This is a genomic window from Lysobacter ciconiae (assembly GCF_015209725.1).
In the GTDB taxonomy this organism is placed as follows: domain Bacteria; phylum Pseudomonadota; class Gammaproteobacteria; order Xanthomonadales; family Xanthomonadaceae; genus Novilysobacter; species Novilysobacter ciconiae.
Genome location: NZ_CP063656.1, coordinates 2,251,497 through 2,277,959, shown reverse-complemented (window position 1 = coordinate 2,277,959; position 26,463 = coordinate 2,251,497). Strand labels below are relative to the sequence as shown.

26 protein-coding genes, 1 pseudogene and 1 riboswitch are annotated in these 26,463 nt (G+C 67.8%); of the genes and pseudogenes, 12 read left to right on the top strand and 15 right to left on the bottom strand.

The annotated features are described in order from the left end of the window. The first annotated feature begins 133 nt into the window (after positions 1-133). Positions 134-1,171, top strand: coding sequence for a type IV pilus twitching motility protein PilT (locus INQ41_RS10255; protein ID WP_193984180.1), 1,038 nt, complete (start codon positions 134-136; stop codon positions 1,169-1,171). A 57-nt stretch (positions 1,172-1,228) separates the two neighbouring features. After that, positions 1,229-2,383 (top strand): PilT/PilU family type 4a pilus ATPase, encoded by a 1,155-nt coding sequence (locus INQ41_RS10250; RefSeq protein ID WP_193984178.1) that lies wholly within the window; start codon positions 1,229-1,231, stop codon positions 2,381-2,383. A 177-nt stretch (positions 2,384-2,560) separates the two neighbouring features. Here the strand turns inward: INQ41_RS10250 and INQ41_RS10245 are convergent, their stop codons facing one another. Both INQ41_RS10245 and INQ41_RS10240 read right to left on the bottom strand, forming a co-directional pair. Continuing rightward, on the bottom strand, positions 2,561-3,388 hold the full coding sequence (locus INQ41_RS10245; protein ID WP_193984176.1) for an META and DUF4377 domain-containing protein: 828 nt from the start codon (positions 3,386-3,388) through the stop codon (positions 2,561-2,563). Between the two features lie 36 nt (positions 3,389-3,424). Then, positions 3,425-4,042 carry a DNA-3-methyladenine glycosylase I gene (locus INQ41_RS10240; protein ID WP_193984175.1) on the bottom strand — a complete coding sequence of 206 codons (618 nt, stop codon included), beginning with the start codon at positions 4,040-4,042 and terminating at the stop codon, positions 3,425-3,427. 2 nt (positions 4,043-4,044) lie between these two features. Here INQ41_RS10240 and INQ41_RS10235 point away from each other — a divergent pair, with 2 nt between their 5' ends. From INQ41_RS10235 to INQ41_RS10225, 3 genes and pseudogenes are all read left to right on the top strand, one after another. Beyond that, positions 4,045-4,611 (top strand): YqgE/AlgH family protein, encoded by a 567-nt coding sequence (locus INQ41_RS10235; protein WP_193984173.1) that lies wholly within the window; start codon positions 4,045-4,047, stop codon positions 4,609-4,611. Beyond that, a pseudogene (gene ruvX, locus INQ41_RS10230) lies at positions 4,608-5,090 on the top strand (Holliday junction resolvase RuvX); the annotation flags it as partial. The gene INQ41_RS10235 and the pseudogene ruvX, both read left to right, overlap by 4 nt. A gap of 83 nt (positions 5,091-5,173) precedes the next feature. Further along, a complete protein-coding gene (locus tag INQ41_RS10225) occupies positions 5,174-6,124 on the top strand; it encodes an aspartate carbamoyltransferase catalytic subunit (RefSeq protein ID WP_193984168.1) in 951 nt (316 codons plus the stop codon). Between the two features lie 79 nt (positions 6,125-6,203). Here the strand turns inward: INQ41_RS10225 and gcvP are convergent, their stop codons facing one another. Further along, positions 6,204-9,101 carry an aminomethyl-transferring glycine dehydrogenase gene (gene gcvP / locus INQ41_RS10220; RefSeq protein ID WP_193984166.1) on the bottom strand — a complete coding sequence of 966 codons (2,898 nt, stop codon included), beginning with the start codon at positions 9,099-9,101 and terminating at the stop codon, positions 6,204-6,206. Positions 9,102-9,216: 115 nt separating this feature from the next. Continuing rightward, a riboswitch (glycine riboswitch) is annotated at positions 9,217-9,326 on the bottom strand. Between the two features lie 328 nt (positions 9,327-9,654). On the opposite strand from gcvP, the gene INQ41_RS10215 reads away from it, so the two are divergent. Continuing rightward, complete coding sequence (locus tag INQ41_RS10215) at positions 9,655-10,857, top strand: multidrug effflux MFS transporter (protein WP_343224942.1); 1,203 nt, start codon at positions 9,655-9,657, stop codon at positions 10,855-10,857. On the opposite strand, the gene INQ41_RS10210 is transcribed toward INQ41_RS10215, so the two are convergent. The 6 genes from INQ41_RS10210 to INQ41_RS10185 form a co-directional block, all read right to left on the bottom strand. Beyond that, on the bottom strand, positions 10,854-12,860 hold the full coding sequence (locus INQ41_RS10210; RefSeq protein WP_193984163.1) for a M2 family metallopeptidase: 2,007 nt from the start codon (positions 12,858-12,860) through the stop codon (positions 10,854-10,856). The two genes, INQ41_RS10215 and INQ41_RS10210, sit on opposite strands and share 4 nt — an antisense overlap. 50 nt (positions 12,861-12,910) lie before the next feature. Continuing rightward, complete coding sequence (locus INQ41_RS10205; RefSeq protein WP_193984162.1) at positions 12,911-13,399, bottom strand: hypothetical protein; 489 nt, start codon at positions 13,397-13,399, stop codon at positions 12,911-12,913. A gap of 100 nt (positions 13,400-13,499) precedes the next feature. Next, complete coding sequence (minE, locus tag INQ41_RS10200) at positions 13,500-13,766, bottom strand: cell division topological specificity factor MinE (RefSeq protein ID WP_193984159.1); 267 nt, start codon at positions 13,764-13,766, stop codon at positions 13,500-13,502. A 2-nt stretch (positions 13,767-13,768) separates the two neighbouring features. Then, complete coding sequence (minD, locus tag INQ41_RS10195) at positions 13,769-14,578, bottom strand: septum site-determining protein MinD (RefSeq protein ID WP_193984157.1); 810 nt, start codon at positions 14,576-14,578, stop codon at positions 13,769-13,771. 154 nt (positions 14,579-14,732) lie between these two features. Further along, a complete protein-coding gene (gene minC, locus INQ41_RS10190; RefSeq protein WP_228076571.1) occupies positions 14,733-15,518 on the bottom strand; it encodes a septum site-determining protein MinC in 786 nt (261 codons plus the stop codon). Beyond that, complete coding sequence (locus INQ41_RS10185) at positions 15,515-16,120, bottom strand: GNAT family N-acetyltransferase (RefSeq protein WP_193984155.1); 606 nt, start codon at positions 16,118-16,120, stop codon at positions 15,515-15,517. Before INQ41_RS10185 ends, minC begins: the two co-directional genes overlap by 4 nt. A 169-nt stretch (positions 16,121-16,289) precedes the next feature. On the opposite strand from INQ41_RS10185, the gene INQ41_RS10180 reads away from it, so the two are divergent. From INQ41_RS10180 to INQ41_RS10165, 4 genes are all read left to right on the top strand, one after another. Beyond that, positions 16,290-17,486 carry a sensor histidine kinase gene (locus tag INQ41_RS10180; RefSeq protein ID WP_193984153.1) on the top strand — a complete coding sequence of 399 codons (1,197 nt, stop codon included), beginning with the start codon at positions 16,290-16,292 and terminating at the stop codon, positions 17,484-17,486. Between the two features lie 13 nt (positions 17,487-17,499). Further along, entirely contained in the window at positions 17,500-18,165 is a 666-nt protein-coding gene (locus INQ41_RS10175; protein ID WP_193984151.1) for a response regulator, read from the top strand. A gap of 119 nt (positions 18,166-18,284) precedes the next feature. Beyond that, a complete protein-coding gene (locus INQ41_RS10170; protein ID WP_193984149.1) occupies positions 18,285-19,454 on the top strand; it encodes a polyketide cyclase in 1,170 nt (389 codons plus the stop codon). A 112-nt stretch (positions 19,455-19,566) separates the two neighbouring features. Next, complete coding sequence (locus tag INQ41_RS10165; RefSeq protein WP_193984148.1) at positions 19,567-19,953, top strand: DUF423 domain-containing protein; 387 nt, start codon at positions 19,567-19,569, stop codon at positions 19,951-19,953. Positions 19,954-19,971: 18 nt separating this feature from the next. Here the strand turns inward: INQ41_RS10165 and INQ41_RS10160 are convergent, their stop codons facing one another. The 6 genes from INQ41_RS10160 to INQ41_RS10135 all read right to left on the bottom strand — a co-directional run bounded on the left by INQ41_RS10160 (position 19,972) and on the right by INQ41_RS10135 (position 24,550). Then, positions 19,972-20,799 (bottom strand): M15 family metallopeptidase, encoded by an 828-nt coding sequence (locus tag INQ41_RS10160; RefSeq protein ID WP_193984146.1) that lies wholly within the window; start codon positions 20,797-20,799, stop codon positions 19,972-19,974. A gap of 60 nt (positions 20,800-20,859) precedes the next feature. Further along, positions 20,860-22,227 (bottom strand): alpha/beta hydrolase, encoded by a 1,368-nt coding sequence (locus INQ41_RS10155; protein ID WP_193984144.1) that lies wholly within the window; start codon positions 22,225-22,227, stop codon positions 20,860-20,862. A 1-nt stretch (position 22,228) separates the two neighbouring features. Continuing rightward, positions 22,229-22,408, bottom strand: a complete 180-nt coding sequence (locus INQ41_RS10150; protein ID WP_193984142.1) for a DUF4177 domain-containing protein — start codon at positions 22,406-22,408, stop codon at positions 22,229-22,231. 5 nt (positions 22,409-22,413) lie between these two features. After that, positions 22,414-22,590, bottom strand: coding sequence for an Arc family DNA binding domain-containing protein (locus INQ41_RS10145; RefSeq protein WP_193984140.1), 177 nt, complete (start codon positions 22,588-22,590; stop codon positions 22,414-22,416). A gap of 6 nt (positions 22,591-22,596) precedes the next feature. Next, positions 22,597-23,388, bottom strand: coding sequence for an SPFH domain-containing protein (locus INQ41_RS10140; protein ID WP_407074274.1), 792 nt, complete (start codon positions 23,386-23,388; stop codon positions 22,597-22,599). A 226-nt stretch (positions 23,389-23,614) separates the two neighbouring features. Continuing rightward, complete coding sequence (locus INQ41_RS10135) at positions 23,615-24,550, bottom strand: hypothetical protein (protein WP_193984136.1); 936 nt, start codon at positions 24,548-24,550, stop codon at positions 23,615-23,617. 108 nt (positions 24,551-24,658) lie between these two features. On the opposite strand from INQ41_RS10135, the gene purT reads away from it, so the two are divergent. Together purT and INQ41_RS10125 are read left to right on the top strand one after the other, a co-directional pair. After that, positions 24,659-25,888 (top strand): formate-dependent phosphoribosylglycinamide formyltransferase, encoded by a 1,230-nt coding sequence (purT, locus tag INQ41_RS10130; protein WP_193984134.1) that lies wholly within the window; start codon positions 24,659-24,661, stop codon positions 25,886-25,888. A 43-nt stretch (positions 25,889-25,931) separates the two neighbouring features. Continuing rightward, positions 25,932-26,462 (top strand): hypothetical protein, encoded by a 531-nt coding sequence (locus INQ41_RS10125; protein ID WP_193984132.1) that lies wholly within the window; start codon positions 25,932-25,934, stop codon positions 26,460-26,462. The last annotated feature ends 1 nt before the right edge of the window (position 26,463 follow it).

Genomic DNA, 26,463 nt, shown 5'->3' with positions numbered 1-26,463 from the left:
CCGGTCCGGGGCTATACTCCGGGCTGGGGCTATCCGTAACACCATTTGCCTGCGCGCCGTCGGCGGCTGCGGGCGGAGCGGGGCGCGGATTTCCGAAATCAACGGTTCAAATCCGCGGTTCAGGGGAACATGCATGGATATCGCCGAGCTGCTGGCGTTTTCAGTCAAGAACAAGGCATCCGATCTGCACCTGTCGGCCGGCATGCCGCCGATGATCCGCGTGGACGGCGATGTCCGCCGGATCAACATCCCGGCGCTGGACCACAAGACGGTCCACGCGCTGGTGTACGACATCATGTCGGACAAGCAGCGCCGGGACTTCGAGGAGTTCCTGGAAACCGACTTCTCGTTCGAGATTCCCGGCCTGGCCCGCTTCCGTGTCAACGCGTTCAACCAGAACCGCGGCGCCGGCGCGGTATTCCGCACCATTCCCTCCGAGGTGTTGACGCTTGAGGACCTGGCCACGCCGCGGATCTTCAAAGACCTGATCGACCAGCCGCAGGGCCTGATCCTGGTCACCGGCCCGACCGGCTCGGGCAAGTCGACCACGCTGGCGGCGATGATCGACCACATCAACAAGCCCGAGTACGGGCACATCCTGTCGGTGGAAGACCCGATCGAGTTCGTGCACACCTCGCAGAAGTGCCTGATCAACCAGCGCGAGGTCCATCGCGACACGCACGGCTTCAACGAGGCGCTGCGCTCGGCGCTGCGTGAGGACCCCGACTACATTCTGGTCGGCGAGCTGCGCGATCTGGAAACCATCCGCCTGGCACTGACCGCCGCGGAAACGGGACACTTGGTGTTCGCCACGGTGCATACCAGCTCGGCGGCCAAGACCATCGACCGCATCATCGACGTGTTCCCCGCCGGCGAGAAGCCGATGGTGCGCTCCATGCTGTCCGAGTCGCTGCGTGCGGTGATCAGCCAGGCGCTGCTGAAGAAGGTCGGCGGCGGTCGCACCGCGGCGTGGGAAATCATGGTCGGCACGCCAGCGATCCGCAACCTGATCCGCGAGGACAAGGTCGCGCAGATGTATTCGGCCATCCAGACCGGCCAGAACAGCGGCATGATGACCCTTGACCAGCATCTGCAGGACCTGGTGAAACGCGGGCTGATCCTGCGTCCGCAGGCCCGCGAATACGCCAAGGACAAGCGGCTGTTCGATTGACCGGCCGATCCACTGAACGCGCCGCCAGGCCGGGTGCCTGCGGACGGGGACATCGCAATGAACACGACCCAGAGCACCAACGAGACGATCGACTTCACGTCGTTCCTCAAGCTGATGGCGCACCAGAAGGCCTCCGACCTGTTCATCACCGCCGGCATGCCGCCGTCGATGAAGGTCAACGGCGTCCTGCAGCCGATCACCAAGAGCCCGCTGACGCCGCAGCAAAGCCGCGACTTGGTGCTCAACGTGATGAATCCGGCCCAGCGGGAGGAGTTCGAGAAGACCCACGAGGCGAACTTCGCGATCGGGCTGGCCAACGTCGGCCGCTTCCGCGTCAGCTGCTTCTACCAGCGCAACCAGGTGGGCATGGTGCTGCGCCGGATCGAGACCCGGATCCCGACCATCGACGAGCTGAACCTGCCGCCGGTGCTGAAGACGCTGGCGATGACCAAGCGCGGGATCATCCTGTTCGTCGGCGCCACCGGTACCGGCAAGTCGACCTCGCTGGCGGCGATGATCGGCTACCGCAACCAGAACTCGACCGGCCACATCATCACCATCGAGGACCCGATCGAGTTCGTGCACAAGCACGAGGGCTGCATCATCACCCAGCGCGAGGTCGGCATCGACACCGACAGCTGGGAGAACGCGCTGAAGAACACGCTGCGCCAGGCGCCCGACGTGATCATGATCGGCGAGGTGCGCACCCGCGAGGGCATGGACCACGCGATCGCCTTCGCCGAGACCGGCCACCTGGTGCTGTGCACGCTGCACGCCAACAACGCCAACCAGGCGATGGACCGGATGATCAACTTCTTCCCCGAGGACCGGCGCAACCAGTTGCTGATGGACCTGTCGCTGAACCTGAAGGGCGTGATCGCCCAGCAGCTGATCCCGACCCCGGACGGCAAGGCGCGCCGGGTCGCGATGGAGATCCTGCTGGGCACGCCGCTGGTGCAGGACTACATCCGCGACGGCGAGATCCACAAGCTCAAGGAAGTGATGAAGGAGTCCACCCAGCTGGGCATGAAGACCTTCGACCAGGCGCTTTTCGAGCTGTACCAGGCCGGCGAGATCAGCTACGAGGACGCCTTGCGCTACGCCGACTCGCAGAACGAGGTGCGCCTGCGCATCAAGCTTGCACAGGGCGGCAACGCGCAGACCCTCGCCGCGGGCATGGACGGCGTGGAAGTGGCCGAGATCCGCGACTAGCGGCGACCGGCGCCGACGGGCTGAGAGGGCCGGGTACGCGCTCTCTGCGCACATGTCGTCGACAGGAAAACAGCCGGGATTTCCCGGCTGTTTTCGTTCGTGATGCGTCGCTGCGCGCGGTCTTCCGCGGTCGGCGACGTCCGTGCGGCCCAGTCGGAGTCGACAGACCGTTGGGGCTCACGGAGCGACCTGCTCCGACTCCACCACCATGTCCAGCACGTAGGCGACCGAGGAGCCATCCGCCGGCGGATTGGCGACCTGGTAGCGCTTCAGGCGCAGCACGTTGCGCACGCCCGCCTCGTGGGTGTAGCCCTCGATCTCCTGGTACAGCGGCTCCCATTCGCCGGGCTCGCCGGCGACCGTGCCGTCGTCGCGGTAGGTCCGCTCGCGCACCTGCAGGCACTGCTTGTCCGGAATCAGCGGGTGGCTGCACGGGACCGTCTGCGCGGCGACTTCCATGAACACCTGCTCGCCTTCGCCGCCGTAGCGCGACGCGGCGGTGGGCTCGCCGGCGAAGACCAGTTTGTCGCCGGCCTCGCTGGTCAATTCCAAGCGTGGTGCTTCCTCGCTGCCGGTCAGACGGATGCGCGGACTGCCTTCGAACCGGCTGCTTACGGCCCGATCCAGTTCGGCCAGCTTGGGATCGGCGCAGGCCATCAGCGTCTGCTGCAGCGAGTCGATCTTCAGTTTGTCATCGTCCAGCCGGTAGCCGCCGTTCATCAGGTTGCAGGTGTTGCTGATGGACAGCCGCTGGTCGGCGAAGTCCAGTTGCACCGGTTTGTCGTCGCGGGCAAACAAGGCATCGATGTGGGCGCCGTAGGCATCGCTCGCCTCGGCCAGCTGCCAGTGGTAACGCCCCAGCGTCGCAGCGTCGAGGACCATCGATGCGGCGACGGGTGTCTTCTGCGCCGCGGCCGGCACCGGCGTGTCGGTTGCGGGAGTTGCCGGTCGTTCGGCGGTGCATGCGGCCAGGGCAAGCGGCAGGAGAAGCAGATGGAATTTCATGGGCTGACTACTCGCGCGGGAGGATTGCGCAGCAGTCTATGAGCCCGAACCGGAACGAGGCGTGCACGGCAATTCGTTTCCCCATGGCGCGCCGGCTGCCACGGTGCGCGCGTGAACCGGGCAGTCGCTGCGATGCGCGCCCGGCAGGTAGCCCAGGCTCATCAGGAACTCGCCGGTGATCTCCGGCCCGGTGAAGCGGAATGTCTGCCGGAACAGCGTCACCCAGCCGGCCTTGTCGCGGAGACGGTCAGCGTCCCTCAGGTGCGCATCCAGCCAGTGGGCAAAGCCGCCGTGGCTGGCACGCAGGCGCTGGATCACCTGCGCGTTGTGGATTGCCGCGTTGATCTTCAGCCGGTTGCGGATGATCGCCGCATCGCCCAGCAGGCGGTCGCGGTCGGCGTCGCCATAGGCTGCGACGCGGTCGACCTCAAAGCCCCCGTAGGCCTGCTGGAAGGCCTCGCGCTTGCGCAGGATGGTCAGCCAGCTCAGGCCGGCCTGGTTGATTTCCAGCACCAGCCGCTCGAACAGGACGGCTTCGTCGCGCTGGGGGAAGCCGTATTCATCGTCGTGGTAGGGGCCGTGCAGCGGATGGCCGGGTGCGCTGTCGCAGTAGCCGGATGGCGCGGCGGGCACGGGCTGCGGGCTAGAATGCATGCATGGATTTTGGCCCCACACCCCTTGCCAATCAATTGCTGATCGCCCTGCCTGCGCTGGAAGAGGGCGCGTTCGCGCGCTCGGTCGCGCTGATCTGCCAGCACGACGAGGACGGTGCCATGGGCATCGTGGTGAACCGTGCCTCGGAGTACACGCTGGGCGAAGTGCTCGGCCAGATGAGCATCAGCGGAGGCAGCGATGCGCTGCGTGCGCAGGTGGTGCTCGCCGGCGGTCCGGTGCATCCCGAGCGCGGCTTCGTCCTGCATGACGGTGGCAGCCGCTGGGACTCGACCCTGGCGATCACCGATGCGCTTTCGCTCACCACCTCGCGCGACATCCTGGAAGCGATGGCCAGCGGCGAGGGTCCGGCGAACGCGGTGGTCGCGCTGGGCTGCGCGGGCTGGGGCGCCGGCCAGCTGGAGCAGGAGCTGACCGACAACGACTGGCTGACCGCGCCCGCCGACGCGGAGCTGCTGTTCGACGTGCCCTTGGAAGCGCGCTGGGAGGCCGCCGCCGGCCGCATCGGCGTGGACTTCGCCCACCTGGCTGGCTATTCCGGCCGCGCATGAGCGGGAGCGACGAGGCGGAATCTCCCGCTGACGCCCTGCCGGCGATCCGCGGCGATGGCAGCGTGCTGGGTTTCGATGTTGGCTCGCGGCGCATCGGTGTTGCCCTGGGCACGCCGCTGGCAGGGCAGGCGCGCGCGTTGGCGGTGGTCGACGTGCACGCCGCCGGCCCGGACTGGGCGGCAGTGGACCGCCTTTATCGCGAATGGCGGCCCGACGGATTCATCGTCGGCGATCCGCTGACCCTGGATGGCGGCAGCCAGCCCGCGCGTGAGCGGGCGCACGGGTTCGCCCGGCAGTTGCAGTCCCGCTACCGCCGGCAGGTGCTGCTGGTGGACGAGCGGTCCAGCTCGATGGAAGCGGCGCAGCGTTTCGCCCGCGCGCGCGCGCAGGGCCATAAACGCCGTCGCGATGCCGTGGCCCTGGACGCCATGGCGGCGGCGGTGATCGTGGATCGCTGGATGGGCGCACCGGGCGATGCCATCGACATCCGCGCGGTCGCGCCGACCGGCGACGATCCCTCAACCGCGTCCGGGACCGCCACGACAGACCCCGGGAAGACCGCATGAACACAGCAAAAGACGTGCTCGAGCCTCTGCGCCACCTGCTCAGCCTGGAACATCTGCCGCGCGCACAACTGATCGCTCTGCTGGATCGCGCGCAGTGCTTTGTCGACGGCGAGGGTGACCGCGCCGCGCTGGCGGGGATCGCGATCTGCACGCTGTTCTTCGAAGCCTCCACCCGCACCCGCCTGAGCTTCCAGCTCGCTGCGCAGCGGCTCGGCGCCGACGTACTCAACTTCGATGTCTCCACCTCGTCCACCCGCAAGGGCGAGACCGCGCGCGACACCCTGCGCACGATCGAGGCGATGGGCGTGCGCGGGTTCGTCGTGCGCGACAACGAGGATGGCAGCGTGGCCGCCCTGGCCGCCGCCGCCGGACCGGGCACTGCACTGGTCAATGCGGGCGATGGCCGCAGCGACCACCCCACCCAGGGCCTGCTCGACATGCTGACCCTGCGCCAGGCCAAGGGGGCCGACTTCAGCCGTCTCAGGGTGCTCATCGTCGGTGACGTGAAGCATTCGCGCGTCGCCCGTTCCGACCTGCACGCGCTGCGCACGCTGGGCGCCGGGGAAATCCGCGTGTGTGCGCCGCCCTCGCTGTTGCCCGTGGGCGACACCCTGGCCGGGTGCACCGTCAGCCACGATCTGGACGCCGCGCTGGAGGGCGTGGACGCGCTGATGATGCTGCGCCTGCAGCGCGAGCGCATGGAGGAAGGGCTGGTGTCCTCGCTGGAGGACTATCACCGCGACTACGGCCTCACCGCCAGCCGCCTGCGACACGCGGCCCCGGATGCGGTGGTGATGCATCCCGGACCGATCAACCGCGGGGTGGAGATCACCGACGAGGTGGCCGATGGGCCGCAATCGCTGGTCCTGCGGCAGGTCCGCAACGGCGTGGCGGTGCGGATGGCAGTGCTGGAAACCCTGCTGGGGGGACCGCTGCGTCCGTGTTGATGCAGATACAAAAAGCCCCGCGAATGCGGGGCTTTTTTTGCGCCGGAAGCGCTGTCACGCACCGGCCGGCGCAGCGCGATCAGGACACCATCGGCTCGCTGAACGCCTCGATCTCGCCTTCGTACTCGTTGATCGGCACGCAGGCGCAGAACACGTTCTTGTCGCCGTAGATGTTGTCCACGCGGGCAATCGGCGGCCAGTACTTCTGCTGCCGCAGCGAAGGCAGCGGGAACGCCGCCAGCTCGCGCGGGTAGGCGTGCGACCACTCGCTCGCGCTGACCTGCGCCGCCGTGTGCGGGGCATGCTTGAGCGGGTTGTCCTCACGGTCCAGCGAGCCGTCCTCGATGGCCCGGATCTCCTCGCGGATCTGGATCATCGCGTCGATGAAGCGGTCCAGCTCGTGCAGCGACTCGCTTTCGGTCGGCTCGACCATCAGCGTGCCGGCGACCGGGAAGCTCAGGGTCGGGGCGTGGAAGCCGAAGTCCACCAGCCGCTTGGCCACGTCCTCGGCGCTGACGTCGGTGGCCTTCTCCAGCGGACGCAGGTCGAGGATGCACTCGTGCGCGACCAGGCCGTTGCGACCGGTGTACAGGGTCGGGTAGTGCGGCTCCAGACGCTTGGCCACGTAGTTGGCGTTGAGCATCGCGATCTCGCTGGCCCGGCGCAGGCCGTCGCGGCCCATCAGGGTGATGTACATCCAGCTGATCGGCAGAATCGAGGCCGACCCGAAAGTGGCCGCGCTGACCATGCCCACCTCGCCCTGGCCGCCGAACGCGCGCGGCAGGTAGGGCGCCAGGTGCGACTTCACCGCGCACGGGCCCACGCCGGGACCGCCGCCGCCGTGCGGGATGCAGAAGGTCTTGTGCAGGTTGAGGTGGGAGACGTCCGAGCCCCATTTGCCCGGCTGGGCCAGGCCGACGATGGCGTTCATGTTGGCGCCGTCGGTGTAGACCTGGCCGCCGTGGGCGTGGACGATCTCGCAGATCTCCACCACGCCTTCCTCGAACACGCCGTGGGTGGAGGGGTAGGTGATCATCAGCGCGGCGAGCCGGTCGGAATACTTCTCGGCGTTGGCGCGGATGTCCTCGACGTCGACGTTGCCGTTGGCGTCGCACTTGGTCACCACGACCTTCAGCCCGCAGAGCTGCGCGGAGGCCGGGTTGGTGCCGTGCGCGGACTCGGGAATCAGGCAGATGTCGCGCTGCTCCTGGCCGTTGGCGCGGTGCCAGGCGCGGATCGCAAGCAATCCGGCGTACTCGCCCTGGGCGCCGGAGTTGGGCTGCAGGCTGACCGCGTCATAGCCGGTGATCTCCGCCAGCATCGCCTCCAGGCCGTCGATCAGCTCCTTGTAGCCCAGCGCCTGGTCGGCCGGCGCCAGCGGGTGGATGTTGGCGAACTCCGGCCAGGTGATCGGGATCATCTCGGCGGTGGCGTTGAGCTTCATGGTGCAGCTGCCCAGCGGGATCATGGTGCGATCCAGCGCCAGGTCCTTGTCCGCCAGCGAGCGGATGTAGCGCAGCATCTCGTGCTCGCTGTGGTGGGTATTGAACACCGGGTGGGTCATGAATTTGGATTCGCGCAGCAGCGCGGCCGGAAGCGCGTCGGCGGTTCCCGCGTCCAGCTCGTCGATGCGGTCCAGGTCGATCTGCACGCCAAACAGGCCGGCCAGCGCGATCACGTCCTCGCGCGTGGTGGTCTCGTCGAAGCTGATGCCCACGCTCGTCGCATCGATCACGCGCAGGTTCATGTGCGCCTGCACGGCGCGGTGGTGCATGTCGGCCGCGTCCACGCCGGTCAGGTGCAGGGTGTCGAAGAAGCCCTCGCCGACGGCGACCCCCGCGTTGCGCAGGATGCCGGCCAGGATGCCCGCCAGTCGGTGGGTGCGGCGGGCAATGCGGATCAGGCCGTCCGGGCCGTGGTAGACGGCGTACATCGCCGCCATCACCGCCAACAGCACCTGCGCGGTGCAGATGTTGCTGGTCGCCTTCTCGCGGCGGATGTGCTGCTCGCGGGTCTGCAGGGTCAGGCGATAGGCCGGGTTGCCCTCGGCATCGACCGACACGCCGATCAGGCGGCCCGGCATCGAGCGCTTGTAGGCGTCGCGGCAGGCCATGAACGCGGCATGCGGACCACCGAAGCCAAACGGCACGCCGAAGCGCTGGGTGTTGCCGACCACGATGTCCGCGCCCCATTCACCGGGCGCCTTCAGCAGGGTCAGGGCGAGCAGGTCGACGGCGACGGCGACCAGACCGCCGCGCGCGTGCACGGCCTCGGCCAGTTCGGCGTAGTCGTTGGCGCGGCCGAAGGTGTCGGGGTACTGCAGCAGCACGCCGAAGGCGTCAATCTGCGCCGCATCGGCGTCATCGCCCACCACCAGCTCGATCTCCAGCGGCTCGGCGCGGGTGCGCATCACTTCGATGGTCTGCGGGTGCACGCCGCTGGAGACGAAGAACACGTTGCTTTTGAGCCGGCTGGAGCGCCGCGCCAGGGTCATGGCCTCGGCCGCCGCGGTGGCTTCGTCGAGCAGGGACGCGTTGGCGATCTCCATGCCGGTCAGGTCCATGCACATGGTCTGGAAGTTGATCAGCGCTTCCATGCGGCCTTGCGAAATCTCCGCCTGGTAAGGCGTGTAGGCGGTGTACCAGCCGGGGTTCTCGAGGACGTTGCGCAGGATCACGTTGGGCGTGTGGGTGCCGTAATAGCCCTGGCCGATGAAGCTGCGGAACACCCGGTTGCGCTCGGCGATCTCGCGGATCCGGGCCAGCGCGTCGACCTCGGTCACCGCGGTGGGCAATGCCAGCGGCTCGGGCGAGCGGATCGAGCCGGGCACGATCGCATCGGTGAAGGCGTCCAGCGACTCGTGACCGACCACGCGCAGCATCTGCGCGATTTCCGCGTCGTTGGGGCCGATGTGGCGCGCCACGAACGCATCGTGATGCTCAAGCTCGCGCAGGGAGAGTGGGGTGTCGTGGCTCATGTCAGGGGTCCGTTGGCTGGGTGCGGTGCGTGACCGCGGGAAGGACGTTCGCACGCCGTCCGCCTCCTGGCCGACGGACGCTTGCGGGTCCCTGGCTTGCGCCACGGGAATCCCCGCTCGCCCCTCTGTCCTTTTGCCTGAGAGTTTTGGAAGCCGACCCGGTCCGGGTCTGCGCTTCGTGCCCCTTCGGCGCCGGATTCAACCGGTCTCTCCAGAGTGGTTCACAGCCGGTGGTACGGGAGCCTGAACGATTACGGGCGTTGCGTCTTCGGCAGCGGGACGGCCTGTCAGACCGCGATCCGCTTCTCCCACCGGATGTATTTACCTGCGCGGATTATAGGCGATGCAGCACCACGGGGGCGGCAGCCGCCAAGGCCCGAAGCGCCGCGCAGGCAGCCTGTTTCCGCGTCGGCACACCGGCGTCGCCGCCAACCCTACGCGGAGCACGTCCAGCCCGTACCATGGCGGGTCGTTCGACCGCTGGATTTCCGTGGACACATCGCAAAAGCCGGTGAGCCTGGCCCGGCTCACCCTGATATTGGCCGGGCTGTCGATGTTCGGCCCCTTCGCCATCGACACCATCTTCCCCGCATTCCCGGTCATGGGCGCGGAGTTCGGCGCCGACAAGCTGGCGATGCAGCAGACCATCAGCGTCTACCTGGTGGCGTATGCGGTCACCAGCGTCCTGCACGGGCCGCTGTCGGACGCGTGGGGCCGGCGCCGGGTGATCCTGGGCGGGCTGGCGATCTTCACCCTGGCCTCGGTCGGCTGCGCGATGTCGACCCGGCTTGACACCTTGCTGGTGTTCCGCGCGCTGCAGGGACTGTCGGCGGGCACCGGGCTCATCGTCGGCCGGGCGGTGATCCGCGACGTGCTGCAGGGCGACGACGCCCAGCGCCTGATGAGCCACGTGTCGATGATCTTCGGCATCGCACCGGCGATCGCGCCGATCATCGGCGGCTGGATCCTTGGCTGGAGCCACTGGTCGACGATTTTCTGGTTCCTGGTGGTGTTCTCGGCGGTATTGCTGGCGGTCACCTGGTGGCTGCTGCCGGAGACGCATCCGGTCCAGGCGCGGCTGCCACTGGTGCCCTCGCGGCTGCTGCGCGACTACAAGGCGATCCTGATCAATCCGCGTTTCCAGCGCCTGGCCGCCTGCGCGGCGTTCAACTTCTCGGCGCTGTTCCTGTTCATCGCCTCCGCGCCGGCCTTCGTACTGGACCTGCTGCAACGCAACGGCGAACCGATGGGCCCGGGCGACTTTGGCTGGTTCTTCATCCCGATGATCGGCGGCATGGTACTGGGTGCGTTCACCTCCGGCCGCGCCGCCGGACGCATCCGCGGCTCGACCCTGGTGGCGATGGGATTCGCGGTCTCCGGCTTCGCGGTCACCCTGGGGCTGATCTTCAACCTGTTGACCGACGCTCCACAGATCCCCTGGGCGATGATTCCGATCAGCCTGAACGCGTTCGGCATCGCCCTGGTCTTCCCGATCGTGACCCTGGCGATCCTGGAGATGTACCCGCGCATGCGCGGCGCGGCGTCCTCGCTGCAGGCGTTCACGTCACTGGTGCTGAACGCCGTGGTCGCCGGGATCATCTCGCCGTGGCTCAGCGGCAGCGCCCTGCATCTGGCGATCGCGGCTGCGGCGCTGGTCCTGATCGGCTGGCTGTTCTGGCTGTGGGAATCGATCGCGTCGCAACCGCTGTCCGGCCGCTCGCGCAGCGGGACGCGGGTGCCGGGCGATTCGATCTAGCCCGCAGCGGGCGCGGGCCGCGCGGCGGAAGGCGCGGGAGCGCCCGCTGCCGCGCTCGCCTGCCAGCCGCAGGTCTGTCCTTCGTTCTGCTGCTGCAGCCACTCCTGCAACGGGGCGAAGTACTCCAGCACCGCGCTGGCATCCATGCTCTCCCCGCCGGTCAGCTCCTTCATCGTCTGCTGCCAGGGCTGGCTCGCGCCCTTGGCCAGCATCGCCTGCAATTTCCGGCCCGCGGCCTTGTTGCCGTAGAAGCTGCACTCGTTGAGCGGCCCCGTGTGGCCGGCCGCTTCGCACAGCGACTTGTAGAACTGGAACTGCAGCACGTGCGAGAGGAAGTAACGGGTGTAGGGCGTGTTGCCCGGCACGTGGTACTTGGCGCCCGGATCGAAGAACTCCTCGCCGCGCGCCTGCACCGGCGCCACGCCCTGGTACTTGGCCTTCAGGTCCCACCACGCCTTGTTGTACTGATCGGGCGGGATCGAGCCGTCGAACACGCCCCAGCGCCAGCGATCGATCATCAGGCCGAACGGCAGGAAGGCCACCTTGGCCAGCGCCATGCGCATCTGCGCGTTGATCAGCGCCTGCTCGCTTTGTTGCTGCGCGCTGGCCAGGCCGATCGACTCCAGGTACCTGGGCGTCATCGCGAGCACGATCGTGTCGCCGATCGCCTCGTGGAAACCGTCGTGGGCGCCGGTCTGGAACAGCGGCGGCTGGTCGTTGTAGGCCATGTAGTAATACACGTGGCCCAGCTCGTGGTAGATGGTGGTGAACTCTTCCTCGTTGGGCTTGATGCACATCTTGGTGCGCACATCGCCCTTCATGTCCATGTCCCACGCGCTGGCGTGGCAGACCACGTCGCGGTCGCGCGGCTTGATGAACTGGGTGTGCTCCCAATAGCTGTCGGGCAGCTTGGCCATGCCCAGGGAGAGGTAGAAGTCCTCGGCGCGTTTGGTCATCTGGCGTGCGGAGGCGTCCTTGGCATCCTCGTCCAGTTGCGCCAGCCGGGCGGGACTGCGGTCGCCGGTGTTCTGGGCAAGCTTTTGCCGGTGGATTTCGTTGTAGCGCGCTTCCAGCGCGCCGGTGATGTCCATCGTGCCGGCGTTTTCATACGGCACCAGCAGGTCCCACAGGTTGCTCCAGTCCTGCTGCCACATGTTGCCCATCAGGTGGGCGGGCAGCATGCCGCCGGCGACCTCGCCCTTGTCCTTCCCGTACTTTGCGTCCAGGCGGGTGCGTGCGTAGCAGTGCAGTTGCTCGTAGAGCGGCTTGACCTGGCTCCACAACCGGTCGGTTTCGGCGGCCAGCTCGACCGGGCTCATGTCGTAGCCGGAGCGCCACATCTCGCCGGTGTCGGCAAAGCCCATGGCGTCGGCGCCCTCGTTGACCAGCGCGACGAAGCGCACGTAATCCTTGCGCATCGGCTGGGAGATGGTGTGCCAGCCGCGCCATGCGTCCAGCTGCGCGTCGTAGTCGCGGCTGCTGCGCAGCACGTCCTCCAGCTCGCCCAGCTGGCGGCAGCTGCGCGCGTCGCCCTCGCCGGTGCAGTACTTGCCCGAGCCGTAGGCGCCTTCCATCCTGCTGGCGATGCCGGCCAGCTCGGCCAGCTTGGCCGGGTCGGTGGGCGCCGGCATCGAGGTCGACAGCTTGAGCAGCTGGATCGCGCGCGCCGTCTCCGGCGTCATCTGCTGGCCCTCGAACCGCCTGGATTGCTCGATCCACTCGTTCAGCTGCGAGAGGTAGCGCTCGTTGGATTTGGCCGCCAGGAATTCGGTGTCATCGTTGATGAAGGTGTTGGACAGCCACTGCGGCTTGGTCAGCTCGGGTTGCATCGCCTTCCACTCGCCGTTGATGCGGGCGATGAACTGGTCGGCGTTCTCCTCGGCGGTGGCGGTGGTGCCGCCTGCCGGCGTGGTCGGTGTGGGCGTGCGCGACTTCTCGCAGGCCGACAGGCCGAGCACGGCAATGGCGATGCTCAGCGCGAGGACGGCGCGGATGGGCTTCATCGGGGTCACCTCTGGGTTTGGAGCGCCGCGACGACGCCAATCCCCGAAGGCTAGGTCCCGCGCGCGCGGGGCGCAAGCGTGCGCGTCCGCGGATCGACTAGGCCGCGCGCGGCGAGCCACTGCCACGCGGCATCCGCATCGTGGTGGAAATAGGCGGCCGCCGAACCGAGGCGGAAGGTGTAGCCCCACGCGTCCATGTCGGCCAGGATGCGCTCAGCGCCCACGCCGGGCAGCGCATCGCCCAGCAGGGCCTGCAGGACGCACACCGCGTCTTCTTCCTCGATCGAATCGGTCGCGTCGGTGTGCACCCGGGCGCGATCGGCCGCCGGCAGCACGATCAGGTGGCCGGCCTCGTGCAGCAGCGAATGCACCGGCGTGTCGCCGCGGGCATACACGGTCTCGCCGATCAGCCCGGCCTCCGCGTCGCCCCAGTAGCTGCCGGGGATTGGCTCGCCATTGGCCACCTCGACCAGACGCAGGCCGTAGCCGGCCAGCAGGCGCGCCGGGGCCTCGAAGCCGATGTCGGACAAGGTCAGCATGTCATCGACTTCACAGGGCGCTGCGAGTGCGGGCAGGGCACCGGCGCATGTCCCGCGACCCGTGTCGGCGTCGCGGGCAGGGAAGCAACTGCCGCACGCCTCAGCCGTTGGCGACCGCCGCGCTTTCCGGCAGCGAGACCGAGATATCCAGCACCTTGTCGTCGCCCTCGCCGAGCAGGTCGACCTTGACCGCGTCGGCGTCCACGTTGACGTATTTGCGGATGACCTCGAGCAACTCCCGTTGCAGCATCGGCAGGTAGTCCGGACCGCCGCGGGTAGCGCGCTCGTGGGCGACGATGATCCGCAGCCGGTCCTTGGCGACCGAGGCGGTCTGCTTCTTGACCAGCAGGAAATCCAACAGACCCATGACTATCCTCCGAACATCTTGCTGAAGAAACCCTTTTTCTCAGGGGTGATGAAGCGCATCGGGCGCGTATCTCCCAGCAGCCGGGCGACGGCGTCGTCGTAGGCCTGGGCGGCGTCGGATTCAGTGTCCAGGATCACCGGTTCGCCCTTGTTGGACGCGTTGAGCACGTCGCTGGACTCGGGGATCACGCCGATCGTCTTCAGCCCGAGGATCTCCTCCACGTCGGTGATGCTGAGCATCTCGCCGGTTTCCACGCGCTTGGGGCTGTAGCGGGTCAGCAGCAGGTGCTCCTTGATCCGCTCGCCCTTCTCGGCGCGGCGCGTCTTGGAGGCCAGCAGGCCCAGGATGCGGTCGGAATCGCGCACCGAGGACACTTCCGGGTTGACCACCACCAGCGCCTGGTCGGCGAAGTACATCGACAGGTAGGCGCCCTTCTCGATGCCGGCCGGGGAGTCGCAGATGATGTAGTCAAAGCCGTCATCGGCCAGTTCCTTGAGCACGCGCTCCACGCCTTCCAGGGTCAGCGCGTCCTTGTCGCGGGTCTGCGAGGCGGCCAGCACGAACAGGTTCTCGAAGCGCTTGTCCTTGATCAGCGACTGCTTGAGGCTGGACTCGCCATTGACCACGTTGACGAAGTCGTAAACGACCCGCCGCTCACAACCCATGATCAGGTCCAGGTTGCGCAGACCGACGTCGAAATCGATGATCGCGACCTTGTGGCCGCGGCGGGCAAGGCCGCAGGCGAGGCTGGCGCTGGTCGTGGTCTTGCCGACGCCTCCCTTGCCCGAAGTGACAACGATGATTTCGGCCAAGTTCAAATCCTCCAATTGATGGGGTGGTGCGCAGGGGAAAACGCCGCCGGGTGACCGGCCGATGCTGCGCGCGCGGGGGCGGCGCAGTCCGTGTCAGTGCCGCGGGTGGCGGCAGGCGACGTGGCGTGGGGAGACAGCATGAAGGGTTTGCGGGTCATGGCGCGTCCAGCGCGGCCAGATGGATCTGGCCCTCGTTCAGCCACACCTGGACGGGCCGGCCGCGCAGTTCGGCGGGGATGTCTTCCAGGACCCGGTAATGGCCGGCGATGGCGACCAGTTCGGCGTGGAACTCGCGGCAGAAAATGCGCGCGTTCTCGTTGCCCTTGGCGCCGGCCAGGGCGCGGCCGCGCAGGGGACCGTAGATGTGCACGGAACCGTCGGAGATCACTTCCGCCCCGGCGCCGACGCCGGTCAGCACGGTCAGGTCGCGATTGTCGGCGTAGACCTGCTGGCCCGAGCGCACCAGCGGCAGGTGGACCATTCCCGGACCGTGTGCATCCTCGCGCGGCGGCGCCGCTGCCGGCACGGCCTCGGTTGCGCGCGCGGGGCTGGGCGCGGGCTCGGCGGCGGCGGTTGCGGTCCTGCCGGCGCTGTCGACGCGCTCGTACTGGGCGCGGAACTTGGCCAGCAAGGGCAGTTGCAGGGCTTCGGCCAGGCGTTCGGTTTCGGGGGTGCCGTAGGCCAGCGCCACGGGCAGCACGCCCGCGCCGCGCAGGCCTTCGATCAGGCTGCGCGCGGTCGCGGTATCGGGCATTTCCGCCAGGCCGCCGAAGTCGAGAACCACCGCCGCGCGAGAGAACAGGTTCGGTGCGCGCTGCACTCGGTCCTTCATCTCGGTCGCAAGGCGCTCCACGTCCAGGCTGCGGATGCGCAGGTTGGCGATGCCCACCTGGCCGATCTTCAGCTCACCGGCGGGCTCGAAATCCAGTGCCGACCTCAATGACCGGTACCGGTGGAGCGCGCGGACAGGGGCTGGACCGGCAGCTGCCGCGCCGCGGCCCACGCCACGTGCGGCAGGTCGCGCCCGTAGGTTGCGTTGACCCACGGGTAACTGCACAGCTCCTTCATCAGCATGGCCGCGCGGATGCCGGTGCCCGGCATGACGTGCTGGCCGACCTCGCGGAAGCCGAAGCTGCCATGGAACAGCAGGACCGGGTCGTTGGTGCCTTCCAGGAACACTTCACAGGCGATGTGCGGGTAGCGCAGCTCGGCGTAGCTCTGCGCATCGGCGTAGAAGGCGCGGCCCACGCCGCCGCCTCGACGCCGGCTGGCGACCACGATGCGGTCGATATAGAAGAAGTTCGGGTGGCGTTCGCGGAACCAGCGGAAGTTGCTGCTGTCGTGCTCGGCGTCGCTGCCCATGCCGATCAGGAACCCGGCCAGGGTGCCGTCGCGCTCGGCGACGCGGAAATACTCCGCGGTCTCAAAGAAATGGCGCAGCCGCGCGGCGTCCAGCGGCAGGATGGCCGGACCGGCGGCGTTGTTCAGGGCGAGGACGGAATCCAGTTCGTGCTCATGCACGTCGCGGACGACGATCGACATTCCGATACTCCAGGAGGTTGGTGCGTCATTGCCAGTGTTGCGGCACCGATTATCGCATGCACGGACGGGCCGGACACCGCCCCGGAGCGGCGAAAGCGCCGCCGCAGGCCTGTTCAGCAAGCACCATGCATGGCTCCCGCCGGGGATTCGATGCCGGTAGCATGCGGGGATGCTGAGACGCCTCAACCATACCCGACTGCTGCGCTACGCCGGTCTGTTCACCTGGGCGATCCTTGGCTTCTGGCTGGTCACGATCGTGTTCGATCCCTCCACCCTGCAGGGCGGCGCGGACGATCCGGCGTTCAACCTCGTCATCGGCCGCTGGCTGGCGGTGTACCTGAGCTTCGGCGGGGTCTACTGGTGGATCACCCGGTCGCTGGGCCATCAGCGCCGCAACTGGGTCGATCACGTCCTGCTGCTGGTGCTGACGGGCTGCGCGATCGGGGTCAGCTATTTCTCCGGCACCGGCCTGGGCAGCGTGCTGCTGATGGTGGTGGCCGGACTGCTGCCGTGGCTGCTGCCGGTGCGTGTCGGTGTCGCCTGGCTGGTGGCCAGCAACCTGGCGGTGATTCCGGTGTTCGTGGGCGCGCCGTGGAACTTCCCGCCCCTGATCGCGGTGTTGCAATCCCTGTTGTATGCCGGGTTTTCCAGCTTCGTGTTCGTGACCGCGCTGGTCGCCATGCAGCAGGCCCAGGCGCGCGAGGAGCAGCGCCGGCTGAACTCCGAGCTGCAGGCGACCCGGCTGCTGCTGGCCGAAAGCGCGCGGGTCAACGAGCGCACCCGCATCTCACGCGAGCTGCACGACCTGCTCGGCCACCACCTCACGGCGCTGAGCCTGAACCTGGAGGTCGCCGGCCACCTGACCGAGGGCAGGGCGCTGGAGCACGTCACCCAGGCGCATACCCTGGCCCGGCTGCTGCTGACCGACGTGCGCGAAGCGGTCAGCCAGCTGCGCAGCGGCGGTGCGATCGACGTCGGCGTCGCCCTGCGATCGCTGGCCGAGAACGTGCCCGGACTCGACATCCACATGGACATCGAGCGGCCGCTCAGCCTGGACGACCCCGAGCGCGCGCAGGTGCTGCTGCGCTGCACCCAGGAGATCATCACCAACGTGGCCCGCCACGCCGGCGCCCATAACCTGTGGATACGGCTGTGGCACGAGCACGGGCGTATCCTGATGGACGCGCGCGACGACGGTCGCGGCGCCGCCCAGGTGATCATCGGCAACGGCCTGCGGGGCATGCGTGAGCGCCTGGCGGAATTTGCCGGCGAGTTGAGCATCGATACTCGGCCCCAGGCCGGTTTCCGGCTGCAGCTGTCGCTGCCGGTCTCCACCCAGATTGCCATCGAGGTCGCAACACCATGAGAACCCCCCGGCCATGAAAACCACCCGCGCAGACGCTCCGATCCGGGTCCTGCTGGTCGATGACCAGACACTGGTGCGCCAGGGCGTGCGCTCGCTGCTGTCACTGGCCGACGGCATCGAGGTGGTGGCCGAAGCCAGCGACGGCAAGCAGGCGGTGCAGGTGATCCCGCAGATCGCCCCGGACGTGGTCCTGATGGACATGCGCATGCCGGTGATGTCCGGTCTGGAGGCACTGCAGGCGCTGGCCGCCACCGGCGAACTGCCGCCGACCATCATCCTGACTACCTTTGACGATGACCAGATGGTGCTGGCGGGCATCAAGGCCGGCGCAAAAGGCTACATGCTCAAGGATGTCTCGCTTGAACAACTGGTGGGCGCGATCCAGACCGTGGCCGGCGGCGGCTCGCTGGTGCAGCCGGCGATGAGCCAGCGCCTGCTGTCGGGTCTGGAGCACATGCGCAACGAATTCGTCAGCCTGGAGAAGCCCGATCCGCTGACCGAACGGGAGACCGAGATCCTGCGCCTGATGGCCGGCGGCTTCTCCAACAAGGAGATCGCCAACTCGCTGGGGGTCGCCGAGGGCACCATCAAGAACCACGTTTCCAACATCCTGTCCAAGCTGGGCGTACGCGACCGCACGCGCGCGGTGCTGAAGGCATTTGAGCTGCAATTGGTGTAAACCGGCGCTAATGGCCTGATTGAGTCATTCCCCGGGGCTGCGGCGGGAGCGGTTTCCTTGTTAGGATTGCCGGTCTGCGCCCTCGTCCCGTTCCGGGTCCGGCCCTGGAGAGAACCTGTATGACCCGTCTGATTGAAGTGTTGATTTCGCTGGCGATCGTTGCCGCACTGTTCGTGATCGTTGGTTTCATGCTGCCTTCGCACCGCCACATCGAGCAGTCGGTCGAGACCAACCGCAAGATGACGATCGTCTACGACACGCTCAACAGCTTTGCCCGGTTCAAGCAATGGAACGTCCTGCCGCTGCACGATCCGGCGATGGACATCAACATCTCCGGTCCCAAGTCCGGCCCCGGCGCGCAGCTCGACTACAGCTCCAAGGAGCGTTCGGTCGGCAGCGGCAGCTGGAAGCTCGTCGACAGCGTCCCCGGCAAGAGCGTGACCTACGAGATCACCAACAAGGAGCCGGGCACCAACAAGATCACCACGTTCAAGCTGGAGCCGACCGGTCGCGGCGCGGTCAAGCGCAATGTGCGCATCACCCAGACCTACGACGTCGATTACGGCATGAACCTGTTCGGCCGTTACGCCGGCATGTATGTCGCCAGCGGCATGGGCGACAGCATGAAGATGAGCCTGGGTCGCCTGAGCAACCTGCTGGCCGCGGTGCCCAACTTCGACTACACCGAGCTGAGCAAGGACGATCCGGCCAAGGCGCCCAGCATTGTCGAGCGCCCGGCCGCCAACCTGCTGCTGGTGAGCACGTCGGTGGAGCGCAACAACGACGTCGTCGAGCGCACCATGAAGAACAACATGCAGTGGATCGAGAAGGTCATGAAGGCCAACAACCTCGTGGCCGATGGTCCAGTGCGGGTGATCACCAACGAGTTCGGTTCGGAGACCTACTCCTTCGATCTGGCCCAGCCGGTGCGCAAGGCGTCCGGTGCCGCCGATGCCAAATCCGACGAGCCGGACGCCACCGCTGCCAAGGATGCGGAAGCGGACGCGGACCAGGTGGCCGCCACCGACGAGGCTCCGGCCCCGGCCGGCAAGCTGTCGATCAAGCTGGAAGGTCCGGTTGAGCACGTCTATGAGGAGCCTGCCCGCGTTGCGGTGGTGCCGTTCTCCGGCCACATGGCCAACCTGCCCAAGGTGCGCGACGCGCTGCGTGCGTGGGTGCTGACCCAGGGCATGGAGACCGCCGGTCGTCCTTACGAGTCATGGGATGCGGGCATCGAGAAGGGCTTCATCGATGAAGGCGAGTTCCGCGTCTACTGGATGCTGCGCTGATCCGCTCCAGTAACGCCTGACTTCAGAACGCGCCGCGGCTATCCGCGGCGCGTTTTTTTGTGCTGCGGGCGCGACTGCTATCGTCGGGCTCCTTTTTGTGCCGGACGCTGCCATGAATCCATCCACTGCTGGCGCCACGACCGCAGCCGGCCCCATCGCCCTTCGACTGCTGGCCTGCGTGGGCGCTTTGCTGGCCGGCCTGTCGGTTGCCCTGGCCGCCTACGCGGTCCATGCGGCCGACCCGGCTGCCCAGCAACGCCTGCAGTCGGCAGCCTGGTTTGCCTTCGGCCACGGGATTGCGCTCGCCGCACTGGCGCCGCGCGCCGTTCGCCTGCCTGGATTGGCTGGGCTGGCGTCGCTGGCGATCGGCACGCTGCTGTTTTCCGGCAGTCTGGTCGGCGGGCACTTCCTGGCCACGCCGACGACGCTGGCGCCGTTGGGCGGTGGTCTGATGATGCTGGGCTGGCTGCTGTGGGCGGCCGCCTCGATCAGGCGCTGACCACGCTGCGGTTTCGCTTCAGGCGCCGTCTGCCCCGGCGGTCCAGCACCAGTGCCAGGGCTCGTAGACAATGCCGTGGGGGTTGTCGCGCGGATAGCTCATGCGAAAGTCGTGATCGGCGGCGTGGGCGGTCAGCCAGGCGAATGCCCCGGTCTGCTCGAAGGATTCCTCCGCGGGAGGTTCGCCGGGGGTGCCGATGTCCAGCGCGCAGCCTGTGTGGTGCTCGCTGTAGCCGGGCGCCGCGTTGACGGTGAGGATTTGGCTGACGGCCTGCCCACGCGCCAGTTTCCGCTGGAAGATGCCGAGTTGGTAATCGTGGCTGCGATAGCCCGAGATCGCCTCGAGCACGACGTCGTCGGCCAGCGCGGACTCCTGCATGCGTGACCACGCCCGGGCAGCGCCGTGTCGCAGCCACAGGGCGCGGCGATAGCGGTCAAACCCGGCGAAGGCGAGTTCGGCCGGCTCGGCGACCAGCGGCAGGCCGGTGTCCCGGCCGTAGCCATCGTCGATGCCGAGCGCGTCCAGCAGGCGGTGCAGCCGATCCAGCGGCAGCTCGGGTGCGGGCGATGCAAAGGCCGCCGGTGGAGCTCGATGTTCGGCAAGGGCCGCGATGGCCGCATCGATGCCGGGCTCGCGCTGCCAGCCGTGCAGCAGTGGCCTCAGTCCTGCCGGAGTGGCGGCGGCGAGATAACGGCCGTCGTACTTGCGCCGCAGCACGTGGCGGGCATGTGCCAGCAGCCGGGCATCGTGGTTGCTGCGGGCCGGCAACAGACCGTGCGGCCACAGCTCGACGTGGGGGGTGTTGATCAGGGAGGTGCTGATGAGAACCGGGAGTTGTCCGCGCATCCGCTCAGGTTAGCGCCGCGGTTGTGGCGGGGCCAAGGGGCGTGTGAGTCGGACGCGGAATCAATTCCGCGTGGACCGCTGGTTGATCCATGACGCGATGTCGGCGATCAACCCGGCGTCGACGTGACCGGCCTGTTGGTACTCGGCCATGCTGCCGCGACCGCTCCCGGTGATGCCCAGATGGTTGAGCGGGGCGTAGTGCTTGAGGGTGGCATTGGCATGCCCCGCCAGGGCGCGTTGCCACAGCTGCCAATCGGTATCGACCACCTGGAAGTCGCGGCCCCCTTGCAGGAGAAGCAGCGGCACGTCGACCGCGAGTGCATCGGCAACCGGGTCGATCGTGTCGAAATCCCGCCAGTAGGCGGCGGGCAGACCGAGCGGGGTGTCCTTGTCCGGCATCGCTTGGCCGGAGCGCACGCGCGCGATCTTGGCATCGAGGTCGTCGAGGAAGGCCTGCTCGGCCGGGAGCATGTCGCCGTCGGCCTGGAGCAGGTAGCGGTTCTGCTCGGGCAGGATGTCGAGCAGCGAACGGGCCGGCGCGGCCAGCATCACCAGGCCGGCGACGGGCGCGCCGGACTGCGCGACCTTGCGCGCAATGCGGGGAGCCAGCATGGCGCCCTGGCTGTGGCCGAGCACATAGATGCGCGAGGCGTCGATGCCCGGCGTGCCGCGCAGCGCGGCGACGGCGAGTACGGCGTCGTTGGTGGTTTCATCATCGACGGTGTACTCGCCGGCGCTGAAATCCTGCGGCCGCGCCATCGTGCGCTTGTCGTAGCGCAGCACCGCGATGCCCTGGGCGGCCAGCCCGCGGGCGATGTCGAGGAACGGACGGTTCGGGCCAATGGTCTCGTCGCGGTCATGCGGCCCCGAGCCGTGGACCAGGACGACGGCGGGCCAGCCGCTGCCTGGGGGCTGGCCTTTTGGCAGCGCCAGCGTCCCCGGAAGGCCGGTCTCCGCGGTGCCGACCTGGAAGGGCTGCTCGCTAAAAGGGGCATCAGCTGCCGGGGCCGCCGCTTGCGGGGCCGGAGCCGGCTTGACCAGGAACCCGCTGATCTGGCCCTTGTCGTTGATCGCGACCTGGGCCAGCAGTTCGGCCTTCTCGTAATGCAACGGGATGGCCACCATCTGCAGGCCGTTTACGTTGCTGACTCTGGCCTCGCCGCGGCCCTTGGAGGCGCCCACCTGAGCGGGCAGCGACGCCCACAGCTCCTTCAGTTTGGCGGCCGGTACAGCGGCGGCCATCTGCGCATCGAAGCGGGCTTCGGCACCGGCAAAATCCCCCGCATCGAGTTGGTCCAGCAGCCCATTGGCGGTCGGCGCGGCTGCGGCCGGCGCGGCGTTGGCGGAAGGCGGGTCACTGGCCGCGGCAGCGGGGGCCGCAGCGAGGACCAGCGCGGCAAGGACAGCGCACAGCGATCGCAGGTGCATATCAGTTCTCCTTCTTGAGGACACAACGGATCGGCTCCAGAAAATGCATGTGGGTCACCGACACCAGCTCCCACCCCAGCTTGCCAAGGCGGTTGAGTTCGTCTTCCAGTCGCACCGTCACCGAGCCGCCCAACAGTTTCGGCTTCAGCTCCAGCACCTTATAACTCCATCGATCGCTCATCGCATTCACTCCTTTTTCGCAGGTTTCTTCTTGTCCGGAAGCCGCCCGGCCTTGCGCAGGGCATCGCGCAGGACGTACTCGATCTGGGCGTTTACGCTGCGCAGCTCATCGTCCGCCCAGCGCTGCGTCGCCGCGAGGATCTCGGCGTTGATCCGCAGTGCATAGCCTTTTTTCTGTGTCATCGGGACCTAGTACAGCGAGCCGGCGTTGACCACCGGCTGGGTACCGCGCTCGCTGCACAGCACCACCAGCAGGTTGCTGACCATGGATGCCTTGCGCTCCTCGTCCAGCTCGACCACGCCGTTCTTCTTCAGGTCGGTGAGGGCCATCTCGACCATGCCGACGGCGCCGGCGACGATCCGCGTGCGCGCGGCGATCACCGCGCTTGCCTGCTGGCGCTGCAACATGGCCTGGGCGATCTCCGGCGCATAGGCGAGGTGGCTGATGCGCGCCTCGATCACGTTCACACCAGCCGCGCTGAGCCGCTCGGTGAGCTGATCTTGCAGGTGGTGGGAGATCTCCACCGGATGGCTGCGCAGCGAGATCAGGCCGTTGTCATCGCTGTCATACGGGTAGCTTGTGGCCATCGCCCGCAGCGCGGCCTCGGACTGGATGTGGACGAAGCTCTCGTAGTCATCGACGTTGAAGACCGCCTCGGCCGAATCGACCACCTCCCACACGATCACCGCGGCGATCTCGATCGGGCTGCCTTCCAGTTCGTTGACCTTGAGCTTGCCGCTCTCGAAGTTGCGCACGCGCAGGGAGACCTTGCGCTTGGAATAGAAGGGGTTGTTCCAGCGCAGGCCGCTGTCCTTGACCGTGCCCACGTAGCGGCCGAACAGGCTCAGCACGGCGGCCTGGTTCGGCTCGACCATGTACAGCCCTACCAGCATCGTGAGCACCCCGAGCGCGACGACGACGGCGATGCCGACGTGGTCGAATTGCTGGGTGCGCAGGCCGTTGATCGCCAGCCAGCCCATGACCAGCAGCAGCGGGACGAGGACCAGCACCACGGGGATGCCGGGAAGGGAGCGGGTTGGGTTCTCTTTCATGGCGGTTCTCGGAAACGGGTCTGTGTTATTGATATCAAAGTGATATCAGAAAGGCAAGAAATTCCGGGCCCTCCATCCGTGTGGATGGGTCAGGGTGATCACTGAAGGGGCCCGCGACGCGATCAGCGCTGGCGGTTGGAACGCCACGAACCGTTCAGGGCGTGATGCGGTACAGCGGCGCCGGGATGAATTCGCCCGTGGCATACAGGCTCTCGCCGTCCGCTGACCAGCCCAAGGCCTCGGCCTGCGGCAGCCACGGCAGCACGCTCGTGCGTGGCGTTCCGGCGACCGCGCCTGCCCAGTCCTGCTGCGCGCCGCGCGGATACAGCAGCAGGTAGCGGTAGGTCATCACCGCCAGCGTGCGCCGGTCCGGCGATACGGATGCGGCGGTGACCTGGCCGTCCAGACGCGCGCGTTTGGGATTGCGGCGCAGCGTTTCCGGATCCGGCTCGGGAACGCCGGCCAGATGGCCCACCCGGGTCGCGGTCAGGAGCTCGCGGTCCGGAGGTTGCAGCGGCAGGACAAACAGCTCCGGCGGCTCTCGCTTTTTGGAGATCAGCAGGATCTCGCCGCGTTCGGCGTCCACGGCCACCGCCTCGCAGTCGCGGGCGCCATCGGGCCAGCGGAAGGCGATCGACCAGGCCGGCTTCAGCCGGGCGTTGGTCAGGGTCGTCGGCTCCTCGACCACGTGCAGTTGCAGGGTGCGTCGCAGGCCGCCGTTGTCGCCGGTATCGGCGATCAGCAGGTAGCGCTTGCCCTGGAATTCGAACGCATCCATGTCCTCCCAGTCGGTCTTGACCACGTCTTCGACACCGAACGTGGCCAGCCGACGGCCGCGGGTACTGACGGCGAACAGGCGCGCCGGATTGCCGCCGTCGTCGTGCATCCACAGCACGCCTGGATGGATGTGCGAGGCGGCCAGGCCGCTGATCTCGTCCATCTGCATGTCCAGCAACACCCCCGACAGGCGGGCCTCGGGCGCATCGGGATCGGCCGCGGTGTCCGGCTGCGCGGTGCAACCGAGCGCCAGTGCAACCGTCAGGGCGATCAGTGCGAGCGGGCGCGGGACGTGTGGCGGATTGGGTGGCATCTGAGAAGGATGGCACGCGCTCCGCATCGGGGTAAGCATCAAGCGCCCAATCCCGGCGCCGAAGTTAGACTGTCCGGTCCTGACTGCCTGACTGGATTGATCGCCGCCATGACCGAGACCTTCGCGCCGCCCGCAGGCAACGTCACCCTGGGCACGCCGCTGTCTCCGGGAGGGTTCCGCGTCCTGCTGCTGGGCTCGGGCGAGCTGGGCAAGGAGGTCGCGATCGAGCTGCAGCGCTTCGGCGTGGAGGTGATCGCCGTCGACCGCTATGCCCACGCGCCGGCCATGCAGGTGGCCCATCGCAGCCACGTCATGGACATGCTGGACGGCGCCGCGGTCCGGGCCGTGGTCGCCGCCGAGCGCCCGGACCTGATCGTGCCGGAACTGGAGGCGATCGCCACCGCGACACTGGTCGAGCTGGAGCGCGAATTCGCCGCCGATGGCCGGCCGGCGCGTGTCATCCCGACCGCGCGCGCGACGCAACTCACCATGGACCGCGAAGGCATCCGCCGGCTCGCCGCCGAGGCCCTGGGCGTGCCCACATCGCCCTACCGTTTCGTCGACACGCTGGAGGACTACCGCGCCGCCGTTGAGGCGATCGGCATTCCCTGCGTGGTCAAGCCGGTGATGTCCTCATCGGGCAAGGGCCAGTCGCTGGTGCGCGCGGCGGCCGACATCGAACCCGCCTGGGATATCGCGCAGACCGGCGGGCGGACCGGGGCAGGGCGGGTGATCGTCGAGGGCTTCGTCGACTTCGACTACGAGATCACCCTGCTGACCGTCCGCCACGCGGGTGGGACCACCTTCTGCGCGCCCATCGGCCACACCCAGGTCGACGGCGACTACCGCGAAAGCTGGCAGCCGCAGCCGATGTCGGCGCTGGCACTGGAGCGCGCGCAGGCGATGGCGCGCAAGGTCAGCGACGACCTGGGCGGCTGGGGCGTGTTCGGCATGGAGTTCTTCGTCAAGGGCGACGAGGTGTGGTTCAGCGAGGTCTCGCCGCGGCCACACGACACCGGCCTGGTGACGCTGGCCGGTCAGGACCTGAGCGAGTTCGCCTTGCACGCCCGCGCGATCCTCGGCATGCCGGTGCCGGTGATCCGTGCGCGCACCGCATCGGCGTCCTGCGCAGTGTTGGCCGAGGGCCATGGCGTCCCTGAGTTCAGCGGGGTCGACGCGGCCCTGGCCGAGCCCGATACCCAACTGCGCCTGTTCGGCAAGCCGCGCGTGGATGGCCAGCGGCGGGTGGCGGTCACGCTCGCCCTGGGGAGCGACGTGGATCATGCCCGCGCCAAGGCGCGCAATTCGGCCGCGCAGCTCAAGGTCACCCTGCGCTGACCGGGCGCGGTATCCAGGAACCAGAACAGCAACGGGAGTTTGGATGGAAGACATGAACGGCTACGCGGTGTTCTTTTTCCCGCAGGCGCTAGCGGCACTGGGCGAGGTGATCAAGCCGTTCCTGCGCGAGGGCGCTGCAGGCACGCATGTGGTGTGCCGCGCCATCGATACGGGCGGCGCGATGTTCAAGATGGATCTGGACGGCCAGACTACGGCCGGGGATCCGGTCGCGCTGGAGATGATGATCCCCGGCAGCATGGTCCGGCTGATCGTGTCGGCGCGGATCGAGGAGTCGTTCGGTTTCGGCCCGCGCATCGCGGTTTCCTCGCTGGTGCCCGCAGCGCAGGCAGCCGGCGCGGTACCCGTGGTCGCACCGACTGCAAGCGGCGCGTCGGCGGACCCGGAGCCGACGCGCGGGAAGGCGAAGTCGAAGTCGAAGGGGACGTCCAAGACGGCGTCGGAGTCGACGCCGAAAGCGAACGCCGGGCCAAAAGCGAAGCCCGCTTCCCAAGTGGAACCGAAGGCAAAGTCAAAGCCCAAACCCGCCAGGAAAACCGCCGCGAAGAAACCGTAAC

Coding starts and splice junctions, on each gene's coding strand:
- INQ41_RS10210 (WP_193984163.1), bottom strand. CDS start 12,860: ATGAAGCCCATCCGCGCCGTCCTCGCGCTGAGCATCGCCATTGCCGTG.
- INQ41_RS10245 (WP_193984176.1), bottom strand. CDS start 3,388: ATGAAATTCCATCTGCTTCTCCTGCCGCTTGCCCTGGCCGCATGCACC.
- INQ41_RS10255 (WP_193984180.1), top strand. CDS start 134: ATGGATATCGCCGAGCTGCTGGCGTTTTCAGTCAAGAACAAGGCATCC.
- minE (WP_193984159.1), bottom strand. CDS start 13,766: ATGGGTCTGTTGGATTTCCTGCTGGTCAAGAAGCAGACCGCCTCGGTC.
- INQ41_RS10185 (WP_193984155.1), bottom strand. CDS start 16,120: ATGTCGATCGTCGTCCGCGACGTGCATGAGCACGAACTGGATTCCGTC.
- purT (WP_193984134.1), top strand. CDS start 24,659: ATGACCGAGACCTTCGCGCCGCCCGCAGGCAACGTCACCCTGGGCACG.
- INQ41_RS10170 (WP_193984149.1), top strand. CDS start 18,285: ATGACCCGTCTGATTGAAGTGTTGATTTCGCTGGCGATCGTTGCCGCA.
- INQ41_RS10225 (WP_193984168.1), top strand. CDS start 5,174: ATGAACACAGCAAAAGACGTGCTCGAGCCTCTGCGCCACCTGCTCAGC.
- INQ41_RS10145 (WP_193984140.1), bottom strand. CDS start 22,590: ATGACACAGAAAAAAGGCTATGCACTGCGGATCAACGCCGAGATCCTC.
- INQ41_RS10155 (WP_193984144.1), bottom strand. CDS start 22,227: ATGCACCTGCGATCGCTGTGCGCTGTCCTTGCCGCGCTGGTCCTCGCT.
- INQ41_RS10165 (WP_193984148.1), top strand. CDS start 19,567: ATGAATCCATCCACTGCTGGCGCCACGACCGCAGCCGGCCCCATCGCC.
- INQ41_RS10160 (WP_193984146.1), bottom strand. CDS start 20,799: ATGCGCGGACAACTCCCGGTTCTCATCAGCACCTCCCTGATCAACACC.
- INQ41_RS10250 (WP_193984178.1), top strand. CDS start 1,229: ATGAACACGACCCAGAGCACCAACGAGACGATCGACTTCACGTCGTTC.
- INQ41_RS10150 (WP_193984142.1), bottom strand. CDS start 22,408: ATGAGCGATCGATGGAGTTATAAGGTGCTGGAGCTGAAGCCGAAACTG.
- INQ41_RS10125 (WP_193984132.1), top strand. CDS start 25,932: ATGGAAGACATGAACGGCTACGCGGTGTTCTTTTTCCCGCAGGCGCTA.
- INQ41_RS10235 (WP_193984173.1), top strand. CDS start 4,045: ATGGATTTTGGCCCCACACCCCTTGCCAATCAATTGCTGATCGCCCTG.
- gcvP (WP_193984166.1), bottom strand. CDS start 9,101: ATGAGCCACGACACCCCACTCTCCCTGCGCGAGCTTGAGCATCACGAT.
- INQ41_RS10205 (WP_193984162.1), bottom strand. CDS start 13,399: ATGCTGACCTTGTCCGACATCGGCTTCGAGGCCCCGGCGCGCCTGCTG.
- INQ41_RS10140 (WP_407074274.1), bottom strand. CDS start 23,388: ATGGGCTGGCTGGCGATCAACGGCCTGCGCACCCAGCAATTCGACCAC.
- INQ41_RS10135 (WP_193984136.1), bottom strand. CDS start 24,550: ATGCCACCCAATCCGCCACACGTCCCGCGCCCGCTCGCACTGATCGCC.
- INQ41_RS10175 (WP_193984151.1), top strand. CDS start 17,500: ATGAAAACCACCCGCGCAGACGCTCCGATCCGGGTCCTGCTGGTCGAT.
- INQ41_RS10180 (WP_193984153.1), top strand. CDS start 16,290: ATGCTGAGACGCCTCAACCATACCCGACTGCTGCGCTACGCCGGTCTG.
- INQ41_RS10215 (WP_343224942.1), top strand. CDS start 9,655: ATGTTCGGCCCCTTCGCCATCGACACCATCTTCCCCGCATTCCCGGTC.
- INQ41_RS10240 (WP_193984175.1), bottom strand. CDS start 4,042: ATGCATTCTAGCCCGCAGCCCGTGCCCGCCGCGCCATCCGGCTACTGC.